Origin of the sequence: Nocardia paucivorans NBRC 100373 (assembly GCF_000308675.1) — a bacterium.
Lineage (GTDB): Bacteria > Actinomycetota > Actinomycetes > Mycobacteriales > Mycobacteriaceae > Nocardia > Nocardia paucivorans.
The window spans coordinates 30072-53979 of the sequence record NZ_BAGE01000041.1; the positions used below are offsets into that span (position 1 = coordinate 30072).

10 protein-coding genes are annotated in these 23908 nt (G+C 69.0%); 2 read left to right on the top strand and 8 right to left on the bottom strand.

Going from position 1 to position 23908, the window contains the following annotated elements:
- Positions 1 to 104: 104 nt before the first annotated feature.
- The 5 genes from ON32_RS11805 to ON32_RS11825 form a co-directional block, all read right to left on the bottom strand.
- Positions 105 to 1094, bottom strand: a complete 990-nt coding sequence (locus tag ON32_RS11805) for a daunorubicin resistance protein DrrA family ABC transporter ATP-binding protein (RefSeq protein WP_040790924.1) — start codon at positions 1092 to 1094, stop codon at positions 105 to 107.
- Entirely contained in the window at positions 1091 to 14668 is a 13578-nt protein-coding gene (locus tag ON32_RS11810; RefSeq protein ID WP_083874386.1) for a non-ribosomal peptide synthetase, read from the bottom strand. The genes ON32_RS11805 and ON32_RS11810 overlap by 4 nt, the downstream gene beginning before the upstream one ends.
- Positions 14669 to 15059: 391 nt before the next feature.
- Entirely contained in the window at positions 15060 to 16727 is a 1668-nt protein-coding gene (gene lnt / locus ON32_RS11815; protein ID WP_051133151.1) for an apolipoprotein N-acyltransferase, read from the bottom strand.
- Positions 16717 to 18315, bottom strand: coding sequence for an amidohydrolase (locus ON32_RS11820; protein WP_040790926.1), 1599 nt, complete (start codon positions 18313 to 18315; stop codon positions 16717 to 16719). Before ON32_RS11820 ends, lnt begins: the two co-directional genes overlap by 11 nt.
- Before the next feature lie 87 nt (positions 18316 to 18402).
- A complete protein-coding gene (locus ON32_RS11825) occupies positions 18403 to 19107 on the bottom strand; it encodes a MerR family transcriptional regulator (protein WP_040790927.1) in 705 nt (234 codons plus the stop codon).
- A gap of 107 nt (positions 19108 to 19214) precedes the next feature.
- Here ON32_RS11825 and ON32_RS11830 point away from each other — a divergent pair, with 107 nt between their 5' ends.
- Positions 19215 to 19685, top strand: coding sequence for a DUF6194 family protein (locus ON32_RS11830; protein ID WP_040790928.1), 471 nt, complete (start codon positions 19215 to 19217; stop codon positions 19683 to 19685).
- 25 nt (positions 19686 to 19710) lie between these two features.
- Here ON32_RS11830 and ON32_RS11835 read toward each other — a convergent pair whose 3' ends face one another.
- The 3 genes from ON32_RS11835 to ON32_RS11845 form a co-directional block, all read right to left on the bottom strand.
- Entirely contained in the window at positions 19711 to 20178 is a 468-nt protein-coding gene (locus ON32_RS11835) for an FxsA family protein (RefSeq protein ID WP_040790929.1), read from the bottom strand.
- A 78-nt stretch (positions 20179 to 20256) separates the two neighbouring features.
- Positions 20257 to 20916 (bottom strand): response regulator, encoded by a 660-nt coding sequence (locus ON32_RS11840; protein WP_040790930.1) that lies wholly within the window; start codon positions 20914 to 20916, stop codon positions 20257 to 20259.
- A 160-nt stretch (positions 20917 to 21076) separates the two neighbouring features.
- Positions 21077 to 22243 (bottom strand): sensor histidine kinase, encoded by a 1167-nt coding sequence (locus tag ON32_RS11845; protein ID WP_040790931.1) that lies wholly within the window; start codon positions 22241 to 22243, stop codon positions 21077 to 21079.
- Positions 22244 to 22354: 111 nt separating this feature from the next.
- Here ON32_RS11845 and ON32_RS11850 point away from each other — a divergent pair, with 111 nt between their 5' ends.
- Positions 22355 to 23905: a TldD/PmbA family protein gene (locus ON32_RS11850; RefSeq protein WP_040790932.1), complete on the top strand. Its 1551-nt coding sequence runs from the start codon at positions 22355 to 22357 to the stop codon at positions 23903 to 23905.
- Positions 23906 to 23908 lie beyond the last annotated feature (3 nt).

A 23908-nucleotide genomic window follows, 5' to 3' on the forward strand; every position in this document is an offset into this window, starting at 1 on the left:
CAGCGATATCTCCGACGGCGGCGTGACGCTTCCGACCGTCGGGGTGTCCCCACCGGGAAGGTCGGTCTCGGGAATTTCCTTTCGGACCACGGTGTCGGTGGTGCTCACGACATGATCTCCTCGGGTACATCGTCGGTGTCCGGCTCGGGCTGCGGGGTGGCCGAGGTGCCGGTGAGGGACAGGAAGACGTCGTCCAGGCTGGGGCGGTGGACGGAGGCGTCGACCACGCACACCCCTGCGTCGTCGAGGCGGCGCAAGGCTTCGACCATGGTGCGCGAACCGTCCCCGACCACCACCGACACGTCCTCGGTACCGGGTTCGTGAGTGGGCTCGCCGATACCGACCTGGGCCAGCACCGTCAGCGCGGGCTGCGGTTCCTGACCGACCGCCAGGGTGACGGTGAGCCGATCCCCGCCGATGGAGGTCTTGAGTTCGTCGGCGGAGCCGCGAGCGATGACTCGCCCATGGTCGAGCACGGTGATCCGGTCGGCCAGCCGATCGGCTTCCTCCAGATACTGGGTGGTGAGCAGTACGGTGGTGCCGTCGTTCACCAGTTCTCCGATCACACTCCACATATCGAGGCGGGCGCGCGGGTCGAGGCCGGTGGTGGGCTCGTCCAGGACGACCACCGGCGGTCGGGCCACCAGGGCCCCGGCCAGGTCGAGACGCCGGGCCATACCCCCGGAGTAGGTGCCGGCCGGCCGGTTCGCCGCATGGTCGAGACCGAACGCGGTGAGCAGTTCCCGGGCCCGGGTCGCCGCCTGCCGGTGCGACATACCGTAGAGCCGCGCCACCATGCGCAGGTTCTCGTATCCGGTGAGATTGGCGTCGACGGCGGCGTATTGACCCGACAGCCCGATCCGTTTCCGCGCCGCCCCCGGATCGGCGAGTACGTCGACCCCGGCGACACGCACCGAACCGGCGCACGGTCGCAACAGTGTGGTGACTATCCGCACCGTGGTGGTCTTACCGGCGCCGTTGGGACCCAATAGTCCCATCACGGTACCGGCCGGGATATCGAGATCGATACCGTCGAGCACGCGCACCCGACCGTAGTTCTTGACCAGGTCGCGGATCTGCACCGCCAGGCTCACCGCTCCGTCTCCTTTTCCTCGAGATGCCGCCGCAGGATGGGCCCGATCACCGCGAGCGCTTCGGGCGTGGTCATTTCGGCATGGGTACAGGGCAACAGGTGTTCACGCACGATGCCGGTGATATGTTCCCGCCAGCCGTCGGCGCTGCGATCGGGGTTCTCCCTGTTCACCGGGTCGGCGGCGGCGGTGAAGAACAGCAGGTCACCGTCGTGGACCCCCGGACGGAAACCGTGCGCCTGCACGGTGCCGTCGGCGTATCCGGTGTAGAGCCGTTCCAGGTGTTCGACGGTCAACGCGGCGAACGGACCCGGTTGGGCGCGCAGCAGTTCGGCGACATCCGTCAGGCTCATCTCGGGGTCGAGTGCGCCATGGGCGTTCACCGCGTCGCCACCGAATTCACCGACGATATCGGCGATACTCGGCATCGCCCGATCCAGTAGTTCGTCGGAGAGCCGATAGCTGTCCAGCATGGCCAGCAGCGCGACCCGCTCACCCGCACGTTGCAGGCGCACGGCGATCTCGTGCGCGATCAGCCCGCCCAGCGACCAGCCGAGCAGATGGTAGGGCCCGTGCGGTTGCACCGATCGGATATGCGCCACATAGTGGTCGGCCGCGGCGGCGATCGAGTCGAACCCGGTATGCCCGGCCACATGCGGCGCCTGCAAACCGTAGACCGGCCGATCCGCGGGCAGGTGTCGGAGCAGGCCGGAATAACACCACGCCAGCCCGATGGCGGGATGTACGCAGAACAAGGGCGCCGCCGAGGATTCCGTGGCCGGTCGCAGCGGCAGGATCGGGTCCAGCGCCCGGTTCACGGCATCATCGGCGGATCCGGCGTCGAGCCGAGCGGCAATGGCGGCGGGGGTGGAATCGCCGAACATCAATTGCACCGGCAGGTCGATACCGTCGGCGCGCAGCCGTGCCACGACCTTGGTGGCCAGCAGCGAGTTACCGCCCAGTTCGAAGAATCCGTCGTCGACACCGACCCGCTCCACCCCGAGTGCCTCGGCGAATGCCGCACAGAGCAGGGTTTCGGTGCGGGTGGTGGGCGCCCGATAGCCCTCGGCTCCGGTGAACACCGGTTCCGGCAGGGCCCGACGGTCGAGTTTGCCGACGGGGGTGAGCGGCACCCGGTCGATCAGCATGATCGACTGGGGGACCATGTAGTTCGGCACCAACCGCGCCACGTGGGCGGTGAGCTCGGCCGGGGTCGGGGTGTGGCCGTCGCCCGGCTTCACATATGAGACCAGTGTCGTCGCACCGGCCGGGGTGCGGTGCCCGATGGTCAGTGAGAACTCCACCGATTCGTGCCGGGCCAGCGCCGCGTCGATCTCACCGAGTTCGATCCGGAAACCGCGGATCTTGACCTGATGGTCGGTGCGGCCCACGTAGTCGATGACGCCCGGTCCACCGTCGGCGGAGGGCAGGATGCGCACCAGATCGCCGGTGCGGTACATCCGCTCCCCCGGTTTGCCGAAGGGGTTGGCGACGAATCGCTGCGCGGTGAGTCCCGGTCTGTCGTGGTAGCCACGGGCCAGCGCCGCGCCGGACAGGAACAGTTCCCCGGTGACGCCCAGCGGCACGGGATGCAGCCGGGCATCGAGGACGCAGGCGTCGACACCGCGGATCGGCGCCCCGATCGGGATGGGCCCGTCCGGGTGCAGGGGCGGCGACACGATGGTGACGATGGTGGTCTCGGTGGGGCCGTAGACATTGTGCAGTCGGCGTCCCGGCGCCCATCGGGTGACCAGTTCCGGTGGCAGCGCTTCCCCACCGACGAGCACGTGTCGGAAATCGGTGAGTCCGCTCGGGTCCACGGTGCCCAGCGCCGAGGTGGTGATGAAGGCGTGGGTGATCCGTTCGGTGGCCAGGACCCGACCCAGTTCGGCTCCACCCACCACACCGGGTGGTGTGATCACCAGGGTGGCCGCACCGCCGAGGGCGAACAGCAGATCCAGCATGGCCGCGTCGAAGCTCGGCGTGGCGAAGTGCAGAACACGGCTGCCGGGCCGGACCTCGAAACGCTGTGCTGTTTCGGCGGCGAAATTGGACAGGCCGCCATGGGTCACCACGACACCCTTCGGGATTCCCGTCGAACCGGAGGTATAGATGACGTAGGCGGGATGTGCCGTGCGCAACGGGACGGTCCGCTCCCGGTCGGTGATCGGGTCGTCGGCCGCCTCCAGCACCTGCCGGCGGATCTCGGGATCGTCGAGCACCAACCACTCGGTGTGATCGGTCGCCCCGGACAGCGCGGCACGGTGGGTCGAGATCGTGATCCCCAGACCCGCACCGGAATCGGAGAGCATATGCGCGATCCGGTGCGGCGGATAGCCGGGATCGACCGGAACGAACGCGGCACCGGCCTTGGCGACCGCCAACACGGTGGCCACCGATTCCACCGATCGCGGAATCCCCAATGCCACCAGACTTTCCGGACCGACCCCGAGGCCGATGAGCAGTCGGGCCAGCTTGTTGCTCCACCGGTCGAGCGCGTCGTAGGTGATCTCGGTGTCACCGGCCCGCAATGCCACCGCCTGTCGGTCGACCTCGGCCGCGTCGGTGAACACCTCGGGTAGGGTGACCGGCCGGTCGGGGCGGGCGCCGCGCACGGGGACCAACGCGGATCGTTCGACGGGGTCGAGCAACTCCAGATCACCCACCGCCGTCGCGGAATCCGCGACGACCGCGCCCAGCAGCCGGACCAGGCGGTTGCCGAAACGGGCGGCGGTGGTTTCGTCGAACAGATCGACGCTGTAGTTGACCGCCACGGTGATCCCGTTCGGTTCCCGCTCCGGGGTGTGGGATTCGGTGATGGTGAATTGCAGGTCGAATTTGGCGATACCGCCATCGGTCTCGACGGTGTCGATGCGCAGCCCGGGCAGCTCCAGCGTCCCCACCGGTTCGTTGCGCACCGACAACATCACCTGGAACAGCGGGTGATGGGACTGCGATCGCGCCGGGTTGATCACCTCCACCAGACGTTCGAACGGCAGGTCCGCGTGCGCGAAGGCATCGAGATCGGTCTCGCGGACGGTGTCGAGCAGTGCGGTGAACGGCCGGTGCGGTTCGATCCGGGTACGGAGGACCAAGGTGTTGACGAACATCCCGACCAGAGGGTCGAGGGCCGGATGATCCCGGCCGGCGATCGGGGTGCCGACGGCGATATCGTCGCTGCCGCTCATCCGATGCAGCAGCACCGCCAACGCGGCGTGCAGCACCATGAACAGGCTGACATTGTGTCGGGCGGCGATATCGTGCAGCCCGCGGTGGATCTTCGGGTCGAGAACGCAGCCCACGGTACCGCCGCGGTAGGAGGGAACGGGTGGGCGCGGGCGGTCGGTGGGCAGATCGAGCAGTTCCGGCAGCCCGGCCAGGGTGTGGCGCCAGTATTCGAGCTGTCGGCTGATCGGCGATGCCGGATCGTCCTCGGAGCCGAGCAGGTCCTGCTGCCACAGGGTGTAGTCCACGTACTGGATCGGCGGGATATCCGGCCGCGGATCGATTCCGGCGAGAACCGCGCGGTAGGCGGTGGCCATATCCGCCGCCAACGGTTCCAACGACCATCCGTCCACGGCGATGTGATGCACCACCAACACCAGGATGTATTCCTCTGGGACATCGGCCACGGTGAGCAGCGTCGCGCGCAACGGCACCTCGGTGGCCAGATCGAATCCGGGGGTGGTGAGCCGGTGGATCGCCTCGGCCGCGTCCGCGACGGTGACGGTGCTCTCCTCCAGTGGAACCACGGCATCGATGGGACCGAGCACCACCTGCGCGGGCTCACCATCGATCTCCGGGAATACCGTGCGCAGGGTTTCGTGCCGCTCCTGCAGGCAGTGCAGCGCGGTGGCCAGAGCGATCCGGTTCAGCTCACCGCGCAGCCGCAATACGACGGGCACGTTGTAGGCGCCGCTGCCCTGCCCGGCCACGCCGGCCTCGAACCGGTTGAGGAACCAGAGCCGCCGCTGCGCCGCCGAGAGCGGGATCCGCTCCGGACGTTCCCGCCGGGTCGGTTCCGGCCGGTCGTCCCGTCCGGCGCCGGTGTCGAGCAGGGCCGCGATCTCGGCCACCGTCGGCGCGGCGAAAACTGCCCGCACCTCCAGCCGGGTGCCGGTGACGGCGGCGAGCCGGGACACCAGGCGGGTGGCCAGCAGCGAGTTGCCGCCGATCTCGAAGAAACCGTCGTCGGCGAAAACGGTTTCGACATCCAGCAGCTCGCCCATGATCTCGGCGACGAGGCGCTCCGTTTCGGTGGCGGGCGGACGTCCCACCCGCTCGGTGGTGAACGGTCGAGGTTGCGGCAGGGCGTCGACATCGAGTTTGCCGACCGGGGTCAGCGGGATCTCGTCCAACAGGGCGAGCGCCGCCGGCACCATGTGCGCGGGCAGTCGTTGCGCCGCATGCGCCCGCAGACTCTCGGGTTCGGGGGGCCGCGTCGGATCGATGGGTCGGACGAAGGCCACGATACGGTCGGCGCCGGCGATCCGTCGGACGGCGGTGTGCGCGAACCCGACCTCCGGGTGGTCGGCGAGCACGGCGGTGATCTCCCCGAGCTCGATGCGGAAACCACGCACCTTCACCTGATGATCGCTGCGGCCCAGATACACCAGTTCACCGGTGGTGTTCCAGCGCACCACATCGCCGGTGCGGTAGAGCCGGGCGCCGGGCGGACCGTACGGGTCGGCCACGAACCGGGCGGCGGTGAGACCGAACCGATCGAGATATCCCTGGGCCAGACCGGGACCGCCGAGATACAGCTCCCCGGGGACGCCGATGGGGACCGGACGCAACCGTTCGTCGAGAACCAGGGCGCGGGCGCCCCGGGCGAGGGTGCCGATGGTGATCGGACCGTCACTCGCCAACTCCCCGAGGGTGATCACGATGGTGGTCTCGGTGGGTCCGTACACATTGAACATGCGACGTCCCGGCGCCCAACGCGCCACCAGGTCCGGTCCGTAGGCCTCCCCACCGACCATGAGACCGCGCAGATCCGGCAACGGCCACCGGTCGCGGTCGATGGTGGCCAGGGCGGCGGGGGTGATGAAGGTGTGGGTGACCCGTTCTCGGGTCATCAACTCGGCCAGTTCGTCGCCGCCGTACACATCCGGCGGCACGATGACCATGGCGGCACCCGAACCCACCGTCAGCAACAGGTCCAGGACCGCGGCGTCGAAACTGGGCGAGGCGAAGTGCATGGTGCGCGCGGAATGATCGATGCGCAGCCGGTCCCGGAATTCCGCGGCGAGCTCGGACAGTCCGCCGTGGGTGACCGCCACACCCTTGGGTTTCCCGGTGGAACCGGAGGTGTAGATCACGTAGGCGAGGTCGGCGAGGCGGACCGGGCGCACCCGGTCGTAATCGGTGATCGAGTTCTCACTCCCGGCGTCCTGCGGATCCGCGAGATCGTCGATCGGCAGCCATTCGATGCCCGCGCCGCCCGTCGACCGCAGCCGCCGGGCATGGTCGGAGCGGGTGATCCCGAACACGCAACCGGAGTCGGTGAGCATATGGGCGATCCGCTCGACCGGGTAGTTCGGGTCCACGGGGACGAACGCGGCACCGGTTTTGGTGATCGCGAGCACCGCGGTCACCGAGTCGACCGATCTGGTCAGCCCCATCGCCACCCGATCCCCGGGACCGAGGCCACGCCGGATCAACCGCCACGCCAGAATGTTCGAACGCCGGTCGAGTTCGGCGTAGTCGAGGGTGGTCTCCCCCGCCCGAATCGCGGGCCGCATGGGATACACCGACGCGGTTGCGGTGAAAACCGCGGCCAGGGTGCGCGGTATCCCGCCGGCCGGGCCGAGCGCCGGGGCGAGCCGAACGCGTTCGAATTCGGTGCGGGTATCGATATCGCGGATCGGCACCTCGGGATCGGCGCCGACGGCGGTGAGCACCCGAAGGAAACGGTAGGCCAGGGTTTCGACCGTTCGTACGTCGAAAAGTTCTGTGGCATAAACGAATTCGATCTCGGTCGCCCCGTCGGCGAATTCCCCGACCCGCAGCTCCAGATCGAATTTGGCCCGCGCGATATCGAGTTCCCGGGCGGATACGGTGAGTTCCGGCAGCGCCAATTCGGGCAGCGAATCGTCCCGCACGGTCAAGGCGACCTGGAACAGCGGGTGTCGGCCGGTGACGCGCGGATCGTGGCCGAGTTCGTCGACCACCCGCTCGAACGGGACATCGGCGTGGGCCAGGGCCGCGAGTTCGTTGTCCCGATCGGCGCGCAGCAGCGCGGTGAAGGCGAGATCGGGATCCACATCCGAACGCAGCACCACGGTATTGACGAACATGCCGACGAGGTCGTCGAGCATCCGGTGGGCGCGACCCGCCACCGGGGTGCCGATGGCGATATCCCGACCGCCGGTCACCGCGCGCAACAGCACCGCCAACGCCGAACGCAGCAGCATGAACGGGCCGACCCCCTGGGCGCGGGCCAGGTCGGCGAGGGCACGAACCAGCGGGGCGGGAATGGTGCGACGCACCACTGCCGCGTCCTGGGTGGGGTTATCGGGGCGCGGGCGGTCGTAGGGCAGTGGCAGTTCTTCCGGCAGGTCGGCGAGTCGATCGCGCCAATAGCCGAGCTGTCGACCGGCCGGGCTCTCGGGGTCGGTATCGCTACCGAGATATTCCCGCTGCCAGAGCCCGAAATCGGCATACTGCACCGGAAGCGGCGGCCAGATCGGCGCCCCACCGCGACACCGCGCCGTATAGGCGACGGCGAGGTCTCGGGTCAACGGCCCGAGCGACCGGCCGTCCGCGGCGATATGGTGCAGCACGATACCGAGCAGGTACCGACCGACGCCGGTGCGCAGCAGTACCGCCCGCAACGGGGTGTCGATGGTGAGATCGAAACCGCCGCGGGCCAGATCCCGCAGTATGGTTTCGGCGGTCTCGGGGGATACGTCCCGGGGCTGCGGTACGGACAATGCACGGTCGGCGGGCAGCACCCGCTGATAGGCGCCGTCTCCGTCCTCCGGGAAGACGGTGCGCAATATCTCGTGTCGTTCGACGAGATCGGCCAACGCCGCGCGCAGTGCCGCCACATCCAGGTCACCGGTTATATCGAGGACGAAAGCGATGTTGTAGGCACTGGATTCGGGAGCGAATCGGTTGAGGAACCACAGTCGCTGTTGCGGCAGTGACAGCGGAACCCGATCCGGTCGCGGAATCCGGGCGGTGAGCGGAAGCCGGTGAGCGGTCGGCGCCTGCGCGATCCGCTCGGCCAATGCGGCGACGGTCGGTGCGTCGAAGATGGTGCGCACCGGCAACTCCACCCCGAACCGCTCGTCCAGGACGGTGACCAGTCGGGTGGCCAACAGGGAGTTACCGCCCAGATCGAAGAAACCGTCCTCGACACCGACGCTCGCCCGTCCCAGCACCTCGGCGAATGCCTCGGCGATCCGTCGCTCGGTCTCGGTGGCCGGTGCCCGCGATCCGGTCCCGGATTCCCCGCGGAACACCGGTTCGGGCAGGGCCTTGCGGTCGAGTTTGCCGGACGGGGTCTTCGGCAGTTCATCCAGGACGGTGATCGCCGCGGGCACCATGTACTCGGGCAACAGCCCGCGCACGGTTTTCCGGATCTCCGCCGGGTCGACCGGTCCGCTCACCGTCACATACGCGGCGAGCCGCTCCCGGTCACGGGTGTCGGTGTGCACCACCGTGACCGCGGAGCGCACCCCGGGGTGGGCGCACAGCGCGTGATCGATCTCGTGCAACTCGATCCGGAAACCCCGAATCTTGATCTGGCCGTCGGCGCGGCCGAGGAACCGCAACCGCCCGGATCGTTCGATCACCACCAGATCACCGGTGCGGTACATACGTTCCCCACGGCGTCCGAGCGGGTTGGCGACGAAACGGGCGGCGGTCAGACCATGCCGACCGTGGTAGCCCCGGGCCAGACCCGGCCCGGACAGGTACAACTCACCGGGTGTGCCCGGCGGCACCGGCTGCAATCGGTCGTCCAGGACGAACAGCCGCATACCGCGCACCGGGTGCCCGAGCGGCACCGGACGGCCGGCCCGCATGGGACCGGAGATGGTCGCCGCCACCGTGGCCTCGGACGGGCCGTACATATTGTGCATGCGATACCGGGGCGCCCAGCTGTCGACGAGTTCCTGGCTGCAGGCCTCACCACCGACCATGACGGAGCACAGTGTGTCGAAGTCCTGCGGCGGGACGGTGGCCAGGGCGGCCGGGGTGATGAAGGCATGGGTCACCCGTTCGGTGCGCAGGAGTGTCGCCAGTTCCCGGCCCCCGTAGATATCGGCGGGAGCGACCACCACCGTGGCGCCGGCGGCGAAGCCGAGCAACAGTTCCAGCACCGAGGCGTCGAAACTGGGCGAGGCGAAATGCAGGGTGCGGGATCGGTCGGTGACCCCGAACCGGTAGCGCTGCTCACCGGCGAACGAGGCCAACCCGGCATGGGTGACGATCACCGCTTTGGGGGTGCCGGTGGAGCCGGAGGTGTAGATGAAATAGGCCGGGTGGGCGGTGCGCAACGGCCTATACCGGTCGGCGTCGGTGATCGGCGTGGCCGGATGGCCGGCGCAGGCGTCGGTGACGGCCGGTGTGCCGAGCACCAACCAGGTGCCGGCGCGGCTGGTAGGCCAGTCGGGCAGACCGGCATGGTGGTCCGGGTCGGTGATACCGAGCAGCGCACCGGAATCGGCGAGCATATGCGCGATTCGCTCGCGCGGGTAACCGGGGTCGACCGGAACGTACGCGGCACCGGTTTTGGCGACCGCCCAGACGGCGACGATCGAATCCAGGCCGCGGGGCAGCGCGACGGCCACCACCGTCTCCGGGGCGGCGCCGTGCGCGATGAGCAGCCGGGCGAGCCGGTTCGACCGCTCGTCCAGCTCTCGATAGGTGGTGTCGCGGGCGCGGTAACGGACCGCGACGGCGTCCGGCAGCCGTTCGGCGATCTCGGTGAACATTCGGGCCAGGGTGGTCGGCGGTTCGGCCGGTCCCCCGGCGATGGGCACCAGGTTCGCGCGTTCGTGCCGGTCGAGCAGGTCGATATCGCCGAGTGGACGCTGCGGCTCGGCGACCACCGCCGACAGAGTGGTCACGAACCGGCGGGCGAACGCCTCGACCGTGCGCGCGTCGAAGATATCGGTGGCGTAGCCGAATTCGGCGCGCAGATCACCATCGGCGCCGTCGTCGTGGATCTCCAGCTGGAGATCGAACTTGGCCACCTCGGCGGCGGGCGGCAAGATCTCGGCACACACCCCGGGCAGGTCCAGATGCAGCTCGGGCGCGTTGTCGTAGGACAGCATCACCTGGAACAGCGGATGCCGTGATCCGGAACGCTCCGGATTGACCAGTTCCACGAGCCGTTCGAACGGCACATCGGCATTGGCGAAGGCGTTCAGGTCGGTTTCGCGGATGTGATCGAGCATTCGGTCGAAACCGGCGGCGGGGTCGACGGCGGTGCGCAGGACCAGGGTGTTGACGAACATGCCGACCAGCTCGTCCAGCGCCGGATCGGAGCGGCCCGCGATCGGAGTGCCGATGACGATATCGGTGCTGCCGCACAGCCGGGACAGCAGCGCGGCCAGTGTGGCATGCATGACCATGAACATGCTGACACCGCGGTCCGCGGCCAACTCGGTTGCCTCGCGGCGGATCTCGGCCGGGATGGTGAAAGCGATCCGCGCCCCCTCGGTGGATCGGTGCAGCGGACGTGGCCGGTCCAACGGCAGGTCCAGCTGATCCGGCAGACCGGCCAGCTCCGCGCGCCAGTAGACGATCTGCCGGCTGAGCGCGCTCGTCGGATCGGTTTCCTCACCCAGCAGTTCCCGCTGCCAGATCGCGAAATCGGCATACTGCACCGGCAGCGGGGTCCACTGCGGCGCCCGCCCCTCGGCGCGGGCCGCCACCGCGGTCACCAGATCTCGGGCCAGGGGGGCGATGGACCAACCGTCGCCGCAGATGTGGTGCAACACCAGGACGAGCACATGGCGATCGGTGTCGGTGGCGTACAGCGCCACCCGGATCGGGGCCTCGGCGCGCAGGTCGAAACCGCGGCCGGCGAACTCCTGGACCAGCGCGGTGATATCGGCACCGTCGGCATCGATCACGTCCAGGCCGAGCGGGATATCGGCGGCGGGGTGCACCAGTTGGTAGGGGCCCTCCGAGGTTTCCGGAAAGGTGGTGCGCAGACTTTCGTGCCGTTCCAGCACATCGGTCAGGCCCGCGCGCAGCGCCTCGATATCGAGACTGCCGTCCAGGGCGACGGCGAGCGGCATGTTGTAGAGGGCGGCGTGTTCGGCGAACCGGTTGAGAATCCACAACCGTTGCTGGGCAGGTGACAACGGTATGCGAGCGGGCCGCTCGACCGGCACCAGGCTCGGCGCGACGATATCCATGGCGTCGGCGGCGAGGCGTTCGCTCAGGGCGGCGACACTGCCCGCCTCGAACAGGTCGCGGATGGTGAGCCGCACGCTCAAGGCGGCATTGATCCGCGCTACCGCCCGTGCGGCGACCAGGGAATTACCGCCCAGTTCGAAGAAGCCGTCCTCGATCCCGATCTCATCGAGGGACAGCAGGTCGGCGAATATCTCGGTAAGGGTCCGCTCCGTCTCGGTGCGCGGCGCGGTGCGCACCCGTTCCCCGGTGTCGCCGGGGGCGGGCAGCGCGGCCCGGTCGATCTTGCCGTTGCTGTTGAGCGGCAGTTCGTCGAGCGCGACCACCGCGGCGGGAACCATATAGGCGGGTAGGGTCCGCGACAGCCGGGCGCGCAGCGCCTCGGTATCGATCCGGACCGGTTCGCCGTCGCTGCCACGGACCGCCACCACATAGGCGACCAGTCGGTCGCCGGCGGGCCCGGCGTGCGCGACGCAGACCGCACGCGCGATATGGTCCTCGGCCAGCAGCGCGGCCTCGATTTCGCCGAGTTCGATGCGCAGACCGCGGATCTTGACCTGGAAGTCGGTGCGGCCCAGATACTCCAGGACCCCGACGCCGCCCTGGGGGTCGTCGCGAACGGGTTGCCATCGGGCCAGATCCCCGGTTCGGTACATGCGCGCCCCAGGGGTGAAAGGTTCGGCGACGAACCGTTCGGCCGTCAGCGCCGCCTGGCCGACGTATCCGCGGGCCAACTGCATTCCGGCCAGATACAACTCGCCCACCGCGCCCGGCGGTACCGGCCGTAGGCGGGAGTCCAGGACATAGGTTCGGGTGTTCCACACCGGCGAGCCGATGGGCACACTCGTGGGCTCGGATGGACAGGGCCAGTAGGTGACGTCGACGGCGGCCTCGGTCGGGCCGTAGAGGTTGTGCAGTTGGGTTCCCGGCAGTGCGGCGTGGAAATCGCGCACGGTCGCGGCCGGTAGCGCTTCGCCGCTGCAGAACACCCGACGCAGTCCCACGCAGCCGCGCATCTCGGCATCGGTGACGAAAACCGACAGCATCGATGGCACGAAATGCGCTGTGGTGATGTGTTTTTCCGCGATGACGTCGGCCAGGTACTGCGGATCGCGGTGCCCGTCGGGTCGGGCCAGCACCAGTCGGGCGCCGACCTGCAAGGGCCAGAAGAACTCCCATACCGACACATCGAAGGTCGCGGGGGTTTTCTGAAGTACCGCGTCGGTGTCGTCGAGCGGATATTCGTGCTGCATCCAGCGCAGCCGGTTCACGATGGCCCGGTGCGCGATGCCCACGCCCTTGGGGGTTCCGGTGGATCCGGAGGTGAAGAGGACGTAGGCGAGGTGGTCGACGTGGAGCGGCCGGATCCGATCGGCGTCGGTGATCGGCGCCGCGTCCATCCCGGACAGGTCCAGACCGTCGAGGGCGAGTGTCGGCGTGTGGTCGGGCAGGGTGGCCCCCTCGCGGTCCAGAACCAGCACCGCGACCGGTTGGGCGCGGGCCATGATCCGGGACAGTCGCTCGACCGGATGCTCCGGGTCCATCGGCAGATACGCGGCGCCGGTCTTGACGATCGCGTACATCCCGACCACCAGTTCGAGGCTGCGGCGCAGGCACAGTCCGACCACCCGCTCCGGTCCGGCGCCGCAGGAGATGAGCAACCGGGCCAGTCGATTGGCGCGCTCGTCGAGTTCGCGGTAGGTCAGCGTCTCGTTCTCGAACTCCACGGCCACGGCGTCCGGGCAGACGGCCACCCGCTCGGCGAAGAGGTCGACCAGGGTGGCCGGGGCGAGGTCGACGGCGGTGTCGTTCCACGTGCGCAGGACCAGATCCCGTTCGGCCTCGGTGATGGCCGGCAGGCCGAATGCGGGAGTGTCGGACGGGACGGCGAGGAAACGGTTCAGGAAGTCGAGGAACCGCTCGTGGTGGGCCGCCAGTTCGGCCTCGCCGTAGAGCTGCGGGTTGGCCTCGAAGTCGAGGTGGATCCGGTTGCCGGCGCCGTAGTAGAGGTTGACCGACAGGTCCTCCACCGGGCCGGTCGCCATCACCTGCGGCGATCCCTCCACATCACCGAACTGCAGCTTGTTGCCGAACAACATGACGTTGATCATCGGCCCGAAGAAGCCCCGCGAACCCCGCGAGTAGCCACAGTCCCGGCGGATGTCCTCGTGCCGGTAGCGCTGATGTCGCAATGCACCGGTGATCTGCTGCTGCACGATGCGCACCGCGTCCTCGACCGTGGTGTCGCTCCCGAACCGGACCCGCAGCGGCACCACATTCGACACCACACCGGCCGAGCGGCGCAATGCAACGGTTGTGCGGGCGGAGACGGGCAGGCTCAGCACCACATCGTTCTCACCGGTCACCGCGCGCACATAGCAGGCCAGCGCGGCGGCGAACACACTCGGCTGCGAGGCGTTCAGCCTGTCCGCCACCGCGGTCACCCTGGCCTCGGTCAGCTCGTCGAGGCGCGCCGCGGCCAGGCGCCGGCCCGGATCGGGGGCGGACGACGGATTGGCGGCCGTGGACAGGGTGAGCACCTCGCCCACACCGGCCAACAGTTCCCGCCAGTAGAGACCGTCGGTGACGAACCGGTCGGAATTGCGGTATTCGATTTCGCCGGCGTACAACTCGGCCAGCGGCATGGCCCGCGATACCGACGGTTCGCGCTGTTGTTCGAGAGCGGTATAGATCTCGGCGGTGCGGGTGTTGCCGCTCATGGCGCCGTAGCCGTCGATGAGGATGTGGTGGGCACGCGAGTACCAGATGTAGTCACGCTCGCCGGTGCGCAGCACCGCATTGATGATGAGCGGGTCACGTTCCAGATCGAAGGGGGCGCGGGTGGCCTCGTCCATCCAGCGCCGCGCGGCGGCGGACGGATCGGGTTCGTCGCGGAAATCGAGCCGGATGAAGGTGGGCTTCAGGTCGGGGTCGAGTACCTGATGGGGGACCCCGTCGATGGTCACGAGACGTAGGAGATCTGTTTCCGTTTCCCGCCCGTAACGTTCCAGAGCGGTGAACAGGCGGTCGATATCGAGGTCGCCGTGTATTTCGACGGATTGGGCGATGATGAGGGGAACGTCTGGTCGGATGCGCTGGGCGTACCAGATACCCATCTGCGCGGGGGACAGCGGAAAGGCCTGTGCCAAGAGTTCGCCGGCCGACAAGTCACCGATTTGCTCGGTGGCCACAGATCTCATCAATCACTCCGTTCTACCGCTGGTTGATGTATCTCCCCGAACACAGTCGCGGCGGGCGAGAAGACGCCGGACGTAGGACGTGATCCACGACCTATGATTCGGAACGTTCGGGGGCGCGGATGGCCGGATATTGAATCGTTGCACAGCCGTGAGCGATCACCCGGACGACACGCCGAGTGAGCAAATTTTCCGCAAAACACACAGCTCGGACAACGATATTCGACTGCTCAGGACAGAATGTCGAGCAGCGGACCGACCGGGATGATCTCGATGGCTATCGGCGAGCGAACAGCAAATGAACCGATCGGCGTCGCGCGCCGAGAGTGCTTCCGGCAACGAAGATCACGGCGCGGAAACGGCGGGACGCGCCGAGCGTCGGTGGCGACGCGGATCAGGAGGCGGAGGTCTCGGCGGCGCTACGGGAGATATCGGTCCGCGCACGACGACCGGTTCGCCGGACGATAACGGCGGAGACCAGGCCGACCGCGGTCGCCACCACGGCGACCAGCTCCGGTACCGGGCCCAGCCGGGTCGCCGGTGTCGTCGCATCCCGCAGCGGCAGCCGGGCCACCAGCACCTCCGGCTCGAACAGCGGGGTCTGCTGCTGTACGGCGCCGTCTGCGGTGATGATCGCACTCACGCCCGAGGTCGCGGCGACGACCAGCGCCCGCCCGTGTTCCGCCGCCCGCACCCGCGACATGGCCAACTGCTGATAGGTCATCTCGCTGTCACCGAAAGTGGCGTTGTTCGTGGGGACGGTGAGCAGCTGCGCACCCGCCCGCACGGCCTGATGAAAAGCACGATCGAAGGCCACCTCGTAGCAGGTGGCGACACCGATGTCGACACCGGCGGCGTGCACGGTCCCGTCGCCGTGTCCGGGAACGAAATAACCCGCCCGGTCGGCATAGGAGGAGAACAGCCGGAAGAATCCGCGCATCGGCAGATATTCGCCGAACGGCTGGATGATCTTCTTGTCGTGTCGTTCACCGGGGCCGTCACCGGCGGTCCAGACCAGAACCGAGTTGGTGGTGGTCCGATCGTCGTTCACCAGGACCGCGCCCACCAGGATGGGCGCGCCGATCCGCCGCGCGGCGCGATCGATACCGGCCGCGGCGTCGGGATTGCGCAGCGGGTCGATATCGGACGAGTTCTCCGGCCAGATCACCAGATCGGGTGCCGGAACCAGACCGGCGGCGACCTCGTCGGCGAGCTGCTCGGTCCGGCGGACATGGTTGTCGAGGACGGCGCGGCGCTGGGCGTTGAAGTCCAGTCCGAGCCGCGGCACACTGCCTTGGACGGCGGCCACGGTGATCATCGCCTCCCCCGCGCGCGGCGCGGGGAGTGTGGTGCGCAGCACGAAACCGGAGAGTGGGAGGAGCACACACCCCGCGGCGGCCACGGCGACGGCGCGCCGGGAAGTCCCGGCACCGCTCGCGATCGCCGCGGGCTCGGTTCCTCCCGGATCCATCCCGGTGAGGTACGGGCGCAGGGCCGAGACGAGTGCGGCGCCGCAGGTGCCGGTGAGCGCGACGGCGAACCCGATCAAGGGCGCCCCACCGAGCGCGGCGAGCGGCAGGAACCAGCCGTCGGCCTGTCCGAAAGCCAGCCGCCCCCAGGGGAACCCGCCGAACGGGAAACTCGATCGCCCCCATTCGACGGCGGTCCAGGCCGCCGCGAGCCACAGCGGCCGGCCGGGCAGGGCGCCGAGGGCGCGGGCCACCAACCCGAACACACCGATATAGACCGCGCAGGCGGTGGACAGCGCCAGCCACGGCACCGGACCGACATAGATACCGGTCCACGGCAGCAGCGGGAGGAAGAAGCCCAGACCGGCGAGGAGGCCGTAGCCGAATGCGCCGCGCCACCGGGGTGTTCCGCCCACCACGAGAGTGAGCAGCGCGATTCCCACCGGTGCGAGGAACCACCACGACCGCGGCGGGAAGCTACCGAACAGCAGCAGTCCGGCCGCGACCGCCCCCGCCGACCGCACCGCTACCGGCCGGCGGGCGCACCGGGCGAGTAGACCGTCGAGCCACCGGCGCGTGGGCTCATGCGCCATGAATCGTCACTCCCCGGTGCACTGTGCGCAGGCACCGCGGCAACGGGTCGTCCGGGGTCAGGGGCGGCAGACCCGGAACTCGGGAGCGCGGATCGGTGGACCATCGCTGCACCGAATCCGCTGGAGCGGCCACCACGAGTTCCTCGGCCTCCCAGACCGCGTAGGAGGCGGGGGCACCCGGGACGAGCGTTCCGGCGATACCGTCGCGCACCCCGCCCGCCCGCCACGCCCCTCGGGTCGCGGCGGCGAAGGCGGCCCGCGGTGACAACCCGTATCCCGGGGTGCGATGGTTGACGGCCGCCCGGATCGCCGCCCACGGATCGAGCGCGGTCACCGGTGCATCCGATCCGATGGCCAATGACACCCCGGCCGACGCCAAGGGGGCGAACGGGTGCGCGGTCGCGGCGCGCTCGGCGCCGAGCCGTTCGGCGTACATACCGTCGGGGCCACCCCAGGCCGCGTCGAAGGCCGGCTGGATACTGGCGATCACCCCCCATGCCGCGAGTGCCGCGATCTGCTCGGCGTCCACCAGCGCCGCGTGCTCGACCCGATGACCGAGCGCCGCCACCGCGGGACCGCCCAACTCGGCGACGACCCGGCCGATTCCGGCCACCACGGCATCCATCGCGGCATCCCCGATGACATGGAAACCGGCCTGTATCCCGGCCTCCGTGCAGGCCCGCACATGCGCGGCGATATCGTCGGCGTCCAGATAGCCGATACCGGCGCCGGAATGGTCGGCATAGGGCCTGCGCAGCCACGCCGTCCGCGAGCCGAACGAGCCGTCCACGAACAGATCCCCACCGAGCGCATGTGCGCCGACTTCGGCGAGCAAGGTCCGGGCCTCGTCGGCCGTGCGCACCGCCTGCCCCCAATACACGCGCCGTTGCACCCCGTGCTCGAATTCGAGCAGTTCCCGCGCGTCGTCGGCGCCGGCGATATCGGGTCCGGCGCATTCGTGCACCGCCACCACCCCGCGCGCCGCCGCCAGGTCCAGCGCCGCCCGCCGCGCGGCGTCCCGCTGTTCTCGGGGGAGCAGGGCCCGCACCGCGGCCCGGACGCGGTGATGGGCCTGCGCGCGCACCGGCTCGCCTCGGTGATACCCCTCCGTCGCGGTCGCATCGGGTACCGCCTCCAGCAGTGCCGTGGACACCACCGCGGAATGTCCGTCCACCCGCGACAGGTACACCGGCCGTCCCGACCCCGCCGCGGTATCGATCTCCTCGACGGTCGGCGGGCGGCGTTCCGGCCACCGGGTCTCGTCCCATCCGTCCCCGATCACCGCGGCATCGGGGTGCCGCGCCGCGAAATCGGCGATCAGTTCGAGACAGTGCGCCACCGACCGCGCCCCCGTCAGATCCAATCCGGTCAGCTGCATTCCGAGTGCGGTGGTGTGCAGATGCGGTTCCACGAACGCCGGTGCGACGAACGCCCCGTCCAGATCGATGACCTCGGCGTCCGGGTGCAGCGCCCGCCCCACCCGGTCGGCGCCCAGCCACACCACGATCCCGTCGGTGACCGCCATCGCCGTGGCATCCGGCGCACTGGAACTGTAGATTCGACCCCCGACCAGCAGCTGCGTACTCACGATTGTCCAGTCTGCCGTACCCGTCGGCCGCCCGCGCGAGCCGGTCGGGCGAGCGTGAGCTCGGCGACGATTCCCGGACCGGGCCGGCTAGGTGGGCGAACCGGTGACCAGGGTGAGTACGGCGTCGAGCGCGCCCGCCGCCGTGAGCAGAGCTCGGGAGCGGGCCTCGATATCGGCCTCCCGGGCGGCCAACCCGGCAGTGACATCGCCCGATCGGTACCCGCGCCGCACGGCCGACATGAGGGTGCGCACCGTGTCCACCCGGTAGCCGGCGCCACGTAGTTGGTGGACGATTCGCGCGTCCCGGACCTGGTCCGGGGTATAGCGGCGGGTACCGCGCGGGGCGACCCGATCGGGGACCACGAGTCCCTCGGCATCCCAGTGTCGCAGCGTCGACGCGCGTACCCCGAGTGCGGTGGCGAGCTCGGACACGCTCATGGCATCGGACGGTCGCACATCACGAACCGGTTCGTCGGCTATCGCCGCGATGGCGGCCGTGGCGGCGGCGAGTTCGGCGCGTTCCCGGTGGAGCCGGGCATGTGCCGCGTCGAGCAGGGCCGGTGTCGCCGCCGGTTGGTCCCCGTGCACCGTTCGCATGATTCGCTTGGCCTCCACCGGCCCGACCCCGGCGGCCAGCGCGCGGTATGCCCGCGCGGAATACAGGTGAATCTCGGTGTAGACGCGATAGCCGGAATCGGTACGCGTCGCCGGCGGGAGCACACCGTCACGTTCCAGGTTGCGCACCTGCTGGACCGAGTACCCGCTGCGGCGCGCCAGTTCCCCGGTCCGCATGGTGGGCGATTGGAGAGTCGACACCCCGATTTCTCATCTTTCCGCAGGTTACTCGTGGACTTGCGACGCAAAGGCTCCATAAGCACTTTAATGAAACGCTGGAGCTCATGAGCATCGACGAGATCATCGACCACCTGACCGGCCTCGAAGGCGTACTGATCCTGCGCCCGGGTCCCGGAGACGGTTCACCGGAGATCACCTGGGGCGACATCTTCTGCTACTACTCGCCGGAGGGCACGGTCCCGGAGCGGACCCAACCGTTCGCGACGATCGTCACCAAGAACTATCCCGGCGACGAACGGTCCCGGTTGGACCGTCCCGGCGCGTTCCGCCTCAATGTGCATCCGGGGCGGGAGACCTTCATCCGCTGGACCGGCCGATCACCGCGTGAGGTGCCCGACGATATCGATGTGAGCGTCACCGACACCGTTGTCCCCCACCCTGTCTACGGCTCCGCCGGTTGGCTCGCGATCGTCGAACCGGGTCCCCGGACCGCCGAGACGGCGCGGGAACTGCTGCGCGAGGCCTACGATCTGGCCCGCGCCCGTCGGGAACGGCGGACGGCCTCGACGCAGTAGCAGTGACCGGGCCCGGAGCGCCGGCTCAGCGTTCGATGGCGGGTCGACCGACGGGCCGCGGATCGTCGTACCACTCCCCGACCACGACCCCGTCGATATCGACGACGCCGGCGCGCCGCGGAACCGTCGATGCGATCCGGGCCACCCATCGCGCGGCCACCGCGGCGACCACCGGCCGCAGCAGTATCCGGGTCGGTGGGAACAGCATCAACAGCCCCGCCACCGAGGTGACCAGTCCGGGAACGAACAGCAGTATCCCGCCCGATGCGACGAGCGCCCCGTCCGCGACCGCGGCCCCGGGGGAGATCTCCCCACGCCCGGCCCGGCCGAACTGCTCGACCACCCGGCGCCACTGGCCGCCCAGCATCAGCACCCCCACCGCCGAGCAGGCGAGCAACAGGAGAATCGCAGGCATGGCGCCGAGCAGGTGTACGGCTACCGCGAATGCGGCGATCTCGACAACGGCGTAGGCGACGAATACGACGGCGGGCATGACGTTCCTTCCGGACGATGTACCCCTACAACGCACGAGCCGCCGGATTTTCTCCCGGTCGGCGCCCGATGTGGCCGATCACCCACCCGGCCGGACCAGACCGGTCTCGTAGGCCAGTACCACCGCCTGGACGCGATCCCGCAGGCCGAGTTTGGTCAACACCCGGCCCACATGGGTTTTGACGGTGGCCTCGGACAGGTACAGCTGTTCGGCGATCTCGGCGTTCGACCGTCCGGCGGCGATATGTTCGAGCACCTCTCGTTCCCGGGCGGTGAGCACATCGAGTATCCGTGGGTCCCGAGTGGGGGCGGGTTCCTCGGCGATCATGCGGGCGATCAGGCGTTTGGTCACCTTGGGCGAGACGACGGCATCCCCGGCGGCCACACTGCGAATCGCCGAGATCAGGTCCTCGGGCGGGGTGTCCTTGAGCAGGAAGCCACTGGCCCCGGCACGCAGCGCGCCGAGCGCGTGTTCGTCGAGGTCGAAGGTGGTCATCACCAGCACTCGGCTGCCGTGGCCCGCCTCGAGGATGCGGCCGGTGGCGGTGACACCGTCGACCACCGGCATGCGCACATCCATCAGCACTACGTCCGGCGTCAGTTCGGCGGCCCGGGACACCGCGGCGGCACCGTTGTCGGCCTCACCGACCACCTCGATATCGGGGTGGGCGCCGAGCACCATCTTCAACCCCATACGCATCAGTTCCTGGTCGTCGACGACGAGAACGGTGATCGGCACGTCACTCAATGTAACCGCCGCCCAGGAACGCTCGGCGCACGGTCGCCGGCCCACGCCCAGGTCCGGGGAGCCTACTGTCCCGGCTCCTGGCGGCCATCAACGCCTTCTCGCTATCGCGCGCTATCGGACATCCCTGTCCGGGAATATCCCGTAACGCACGTTACTCCCGGTCCGGCGTGGCGAGCGGGATCATGGCGTACACCCGCCAACTGCCCTCCGAGGTGCGTCCCACCTCCAATGTTCCACCCAACACCGCCACCCGTTCCCGCATCCCGGCCAGACCCAGACCACTGCCCGGAATCCGGGGCTCCTGCACCGGTACACCCCCCGAATCGGTGATCTCGATTTCCACGTCGTCGGCCCGCCGGTGCACCCGCACCCATGCTTTCGGGTTGGCACCCGCATGCCGCAACGTATTGGTGAGCGCCTCCTGCACGACCCGGTGCACCCCCAGACTCACCTCCGGGGAGACGGCGTCGAGTTCCCCGCACAGTTCCAGCTCGACGGCCAACCCGGCGCCGCGCATCATCTGCGCCAGTTTCGCGATACCCGCCGTACCGTGCTGCGGCAGTTGTTCGGGGGCATGTTCGGTGCGCAGCAGCGCGACGGTGCGACGTAGTTCCCGTAATGCCTCGCGGCCGGTGCCGGCAATGGTGCCCAGGGCCTGTTCGACGGTGTCCGGATCGTGGCGCAACGCGTAGCGGGCGCCGTCGGCCTGGACGATCATCACGCTCACCGCATGCGCGATCACATCGTGCAGTTCCCGGGCGATCCGGGTGCGTTCGGCGGAGACGGCGTCGTGGGCACGTCGTTCCCGGTCGTATTCGGCGACCGCCAGACGGGCCTCGACCTCGGCGTTGTAGGCATGGCGGGCACCGGTGAACTCGGCCAGACTCCAGCAGAAGGCGTAGTACACGCAGACGAACGCGATATCGGCGCTTCGGATCCCGAGGAGCGCGATCATCGCGTACGCCGACTCGACGAACAGGCCGAGCAGATACACCAGACCGTCGCGACGTCCCACATACGCGACCAGGGTGTAGAGCAGGATGCCCAGGCCGAGCAGTGCCGGATGTACGGCCCGGTCGTCGAGGATCACCCCCACCGCGGTGGAGGTGATCGCCAAAGCGAGCATGGTCGCGGCCATCAGCCGGGGATAGATCCGGCGTAACACCACCGGCAGCGGCAACAACACCGACATCATCAGGTAGCCGAGCGTGTGGTGGGCGTCGTCGACCTGCAGCACATCCAGCACCAGCAGCGCCGCCGCCAGCACGGAATCGGCGACAACGGGTTTTTCACGAAGCCACAGACTGAACCGGCGCACGCGCTTCAGCCTAGAGCCGCCGGGCCTCCCGGCGACCGGCCGCGACAGATCGGCCCGACGCGCAATATCTCCCATCGGCGGGCGAGGCCGACTACCTTGTTGCGGGTGAGTATGGCGACTTCCACCGGATCGGGCACCGCCCCGTCCGGCCACGACATCGACGCCGAATTCGCGGCCCTGCCGTTGAGCGCACTCGCCGACGCGGCGCTGACCGCGGCCCGTGCCGCGGGAGCCGAGCACGCCGACCTGCGGGTACACCGGCTTCTCACCCAGTCGATCCGGTTACGGGACGGCCGGGTCGAGGCGCTCACCGACGCCGCGGAACTGGGTTTCGCGGTTCGGGTGATCGTCGACGGCACCTGGGGTTTCGCCTCGCATGCGGCATTGACCCCGGAGACCGCGATCGAGGTGGCGCGCAAGGCGGTCGGGGTGGCGACCGCACTGCGGGCCCTGAACCGGGAACGGGTGGAGCTCGCGCCGGAGCCGTGTTACTCCGATACCCGCTGGGTATCGGCGTACGAGATCGACCCGTTCACCGTGCCGGCGGCGGAGAAGGTCGCGCTGCTACAGGACTATTCGACCCGCCTGACCGGCGCCGACGGAGTCGACCATGTGACCGCGACCCTGTTGCAGGTCAAAGAGCAGACCTACTACGCGGATACCGCCGGGTCGTCCGTCATCCAGCAGCGGGTCCGCCTCCACCCCCAGTTGGAGGCGATCACGGTCGACGCCGCGTCCGGGGCATTCGAGACCATGCGCACCCTGGCCGCCCCCGCCGGACGCGGCTGGGAGTATGTCACCGGCGCCGACGGGATCTGGGACTGGGACACCGAGCTCGCCCGCATTCCGGAGTGGTTGGCCGAGAAAGTGAAGGCCCCCGGTGTGGAACCCGGGCCGACCGATCTGGTGATCGATCCGACGAACCTGTGGCTGACCATCCACGAGTCCATCGGCCACGCCACCGAATACGATCGGGCCATCGGTTACGAATCCGCCTACGCCGGTACATCCTTCGCCACCCCCGACAAACTCGACACCCTCCGCTACGGCACTCCGATCATGACCGTCACCGCCGACCGCACCGAACCGCACGGCCTGGCCACCGTCGGCTACGACGACGACGGGGTCGCCGGGCAGCGCTGGGACCTGATCCGCGACGGCGTCCTGGTCGGTTATCAACTCGATCGGGTGTTCGCGCCCCGCCTGGGACTGTCCCGATCCAATGGCTGCTCCTACGCCGACTCCCCCCACCATGTGCCCATCCAGCGGATGGCCAATGTCTCGCTGCAACCCGACCCGGACCGCGACACCACCACCGAGGAGTTGATCTCCCGCGTCGACAACGGGATCTATATCGTCGGCGACCGGTCCTGGTCGATCGATATGCAGCGCTACAACTTCCAGTTCACCGGCCAGCGGTTCTTCCGAATCCGCAACGGCCGCCTCGACGGGCAGCTGCGCGATGTCGCCTACCAGGCGACCACCACCGATTTCTGGGGCGCCATGGAGGCGGTCGGCGGACCGTCCACCTGGTGGCTCGGCGGCGCGTTCAACTGCGGTAAGGCGCAACCGGGACAGGTGGCCGCGGTCAGCCACGGTTGCCCGTCCGTGCTGGTACGCGGCGTGAACATTCTCAATACCCGCACGGAGGCAACGCGATGAACG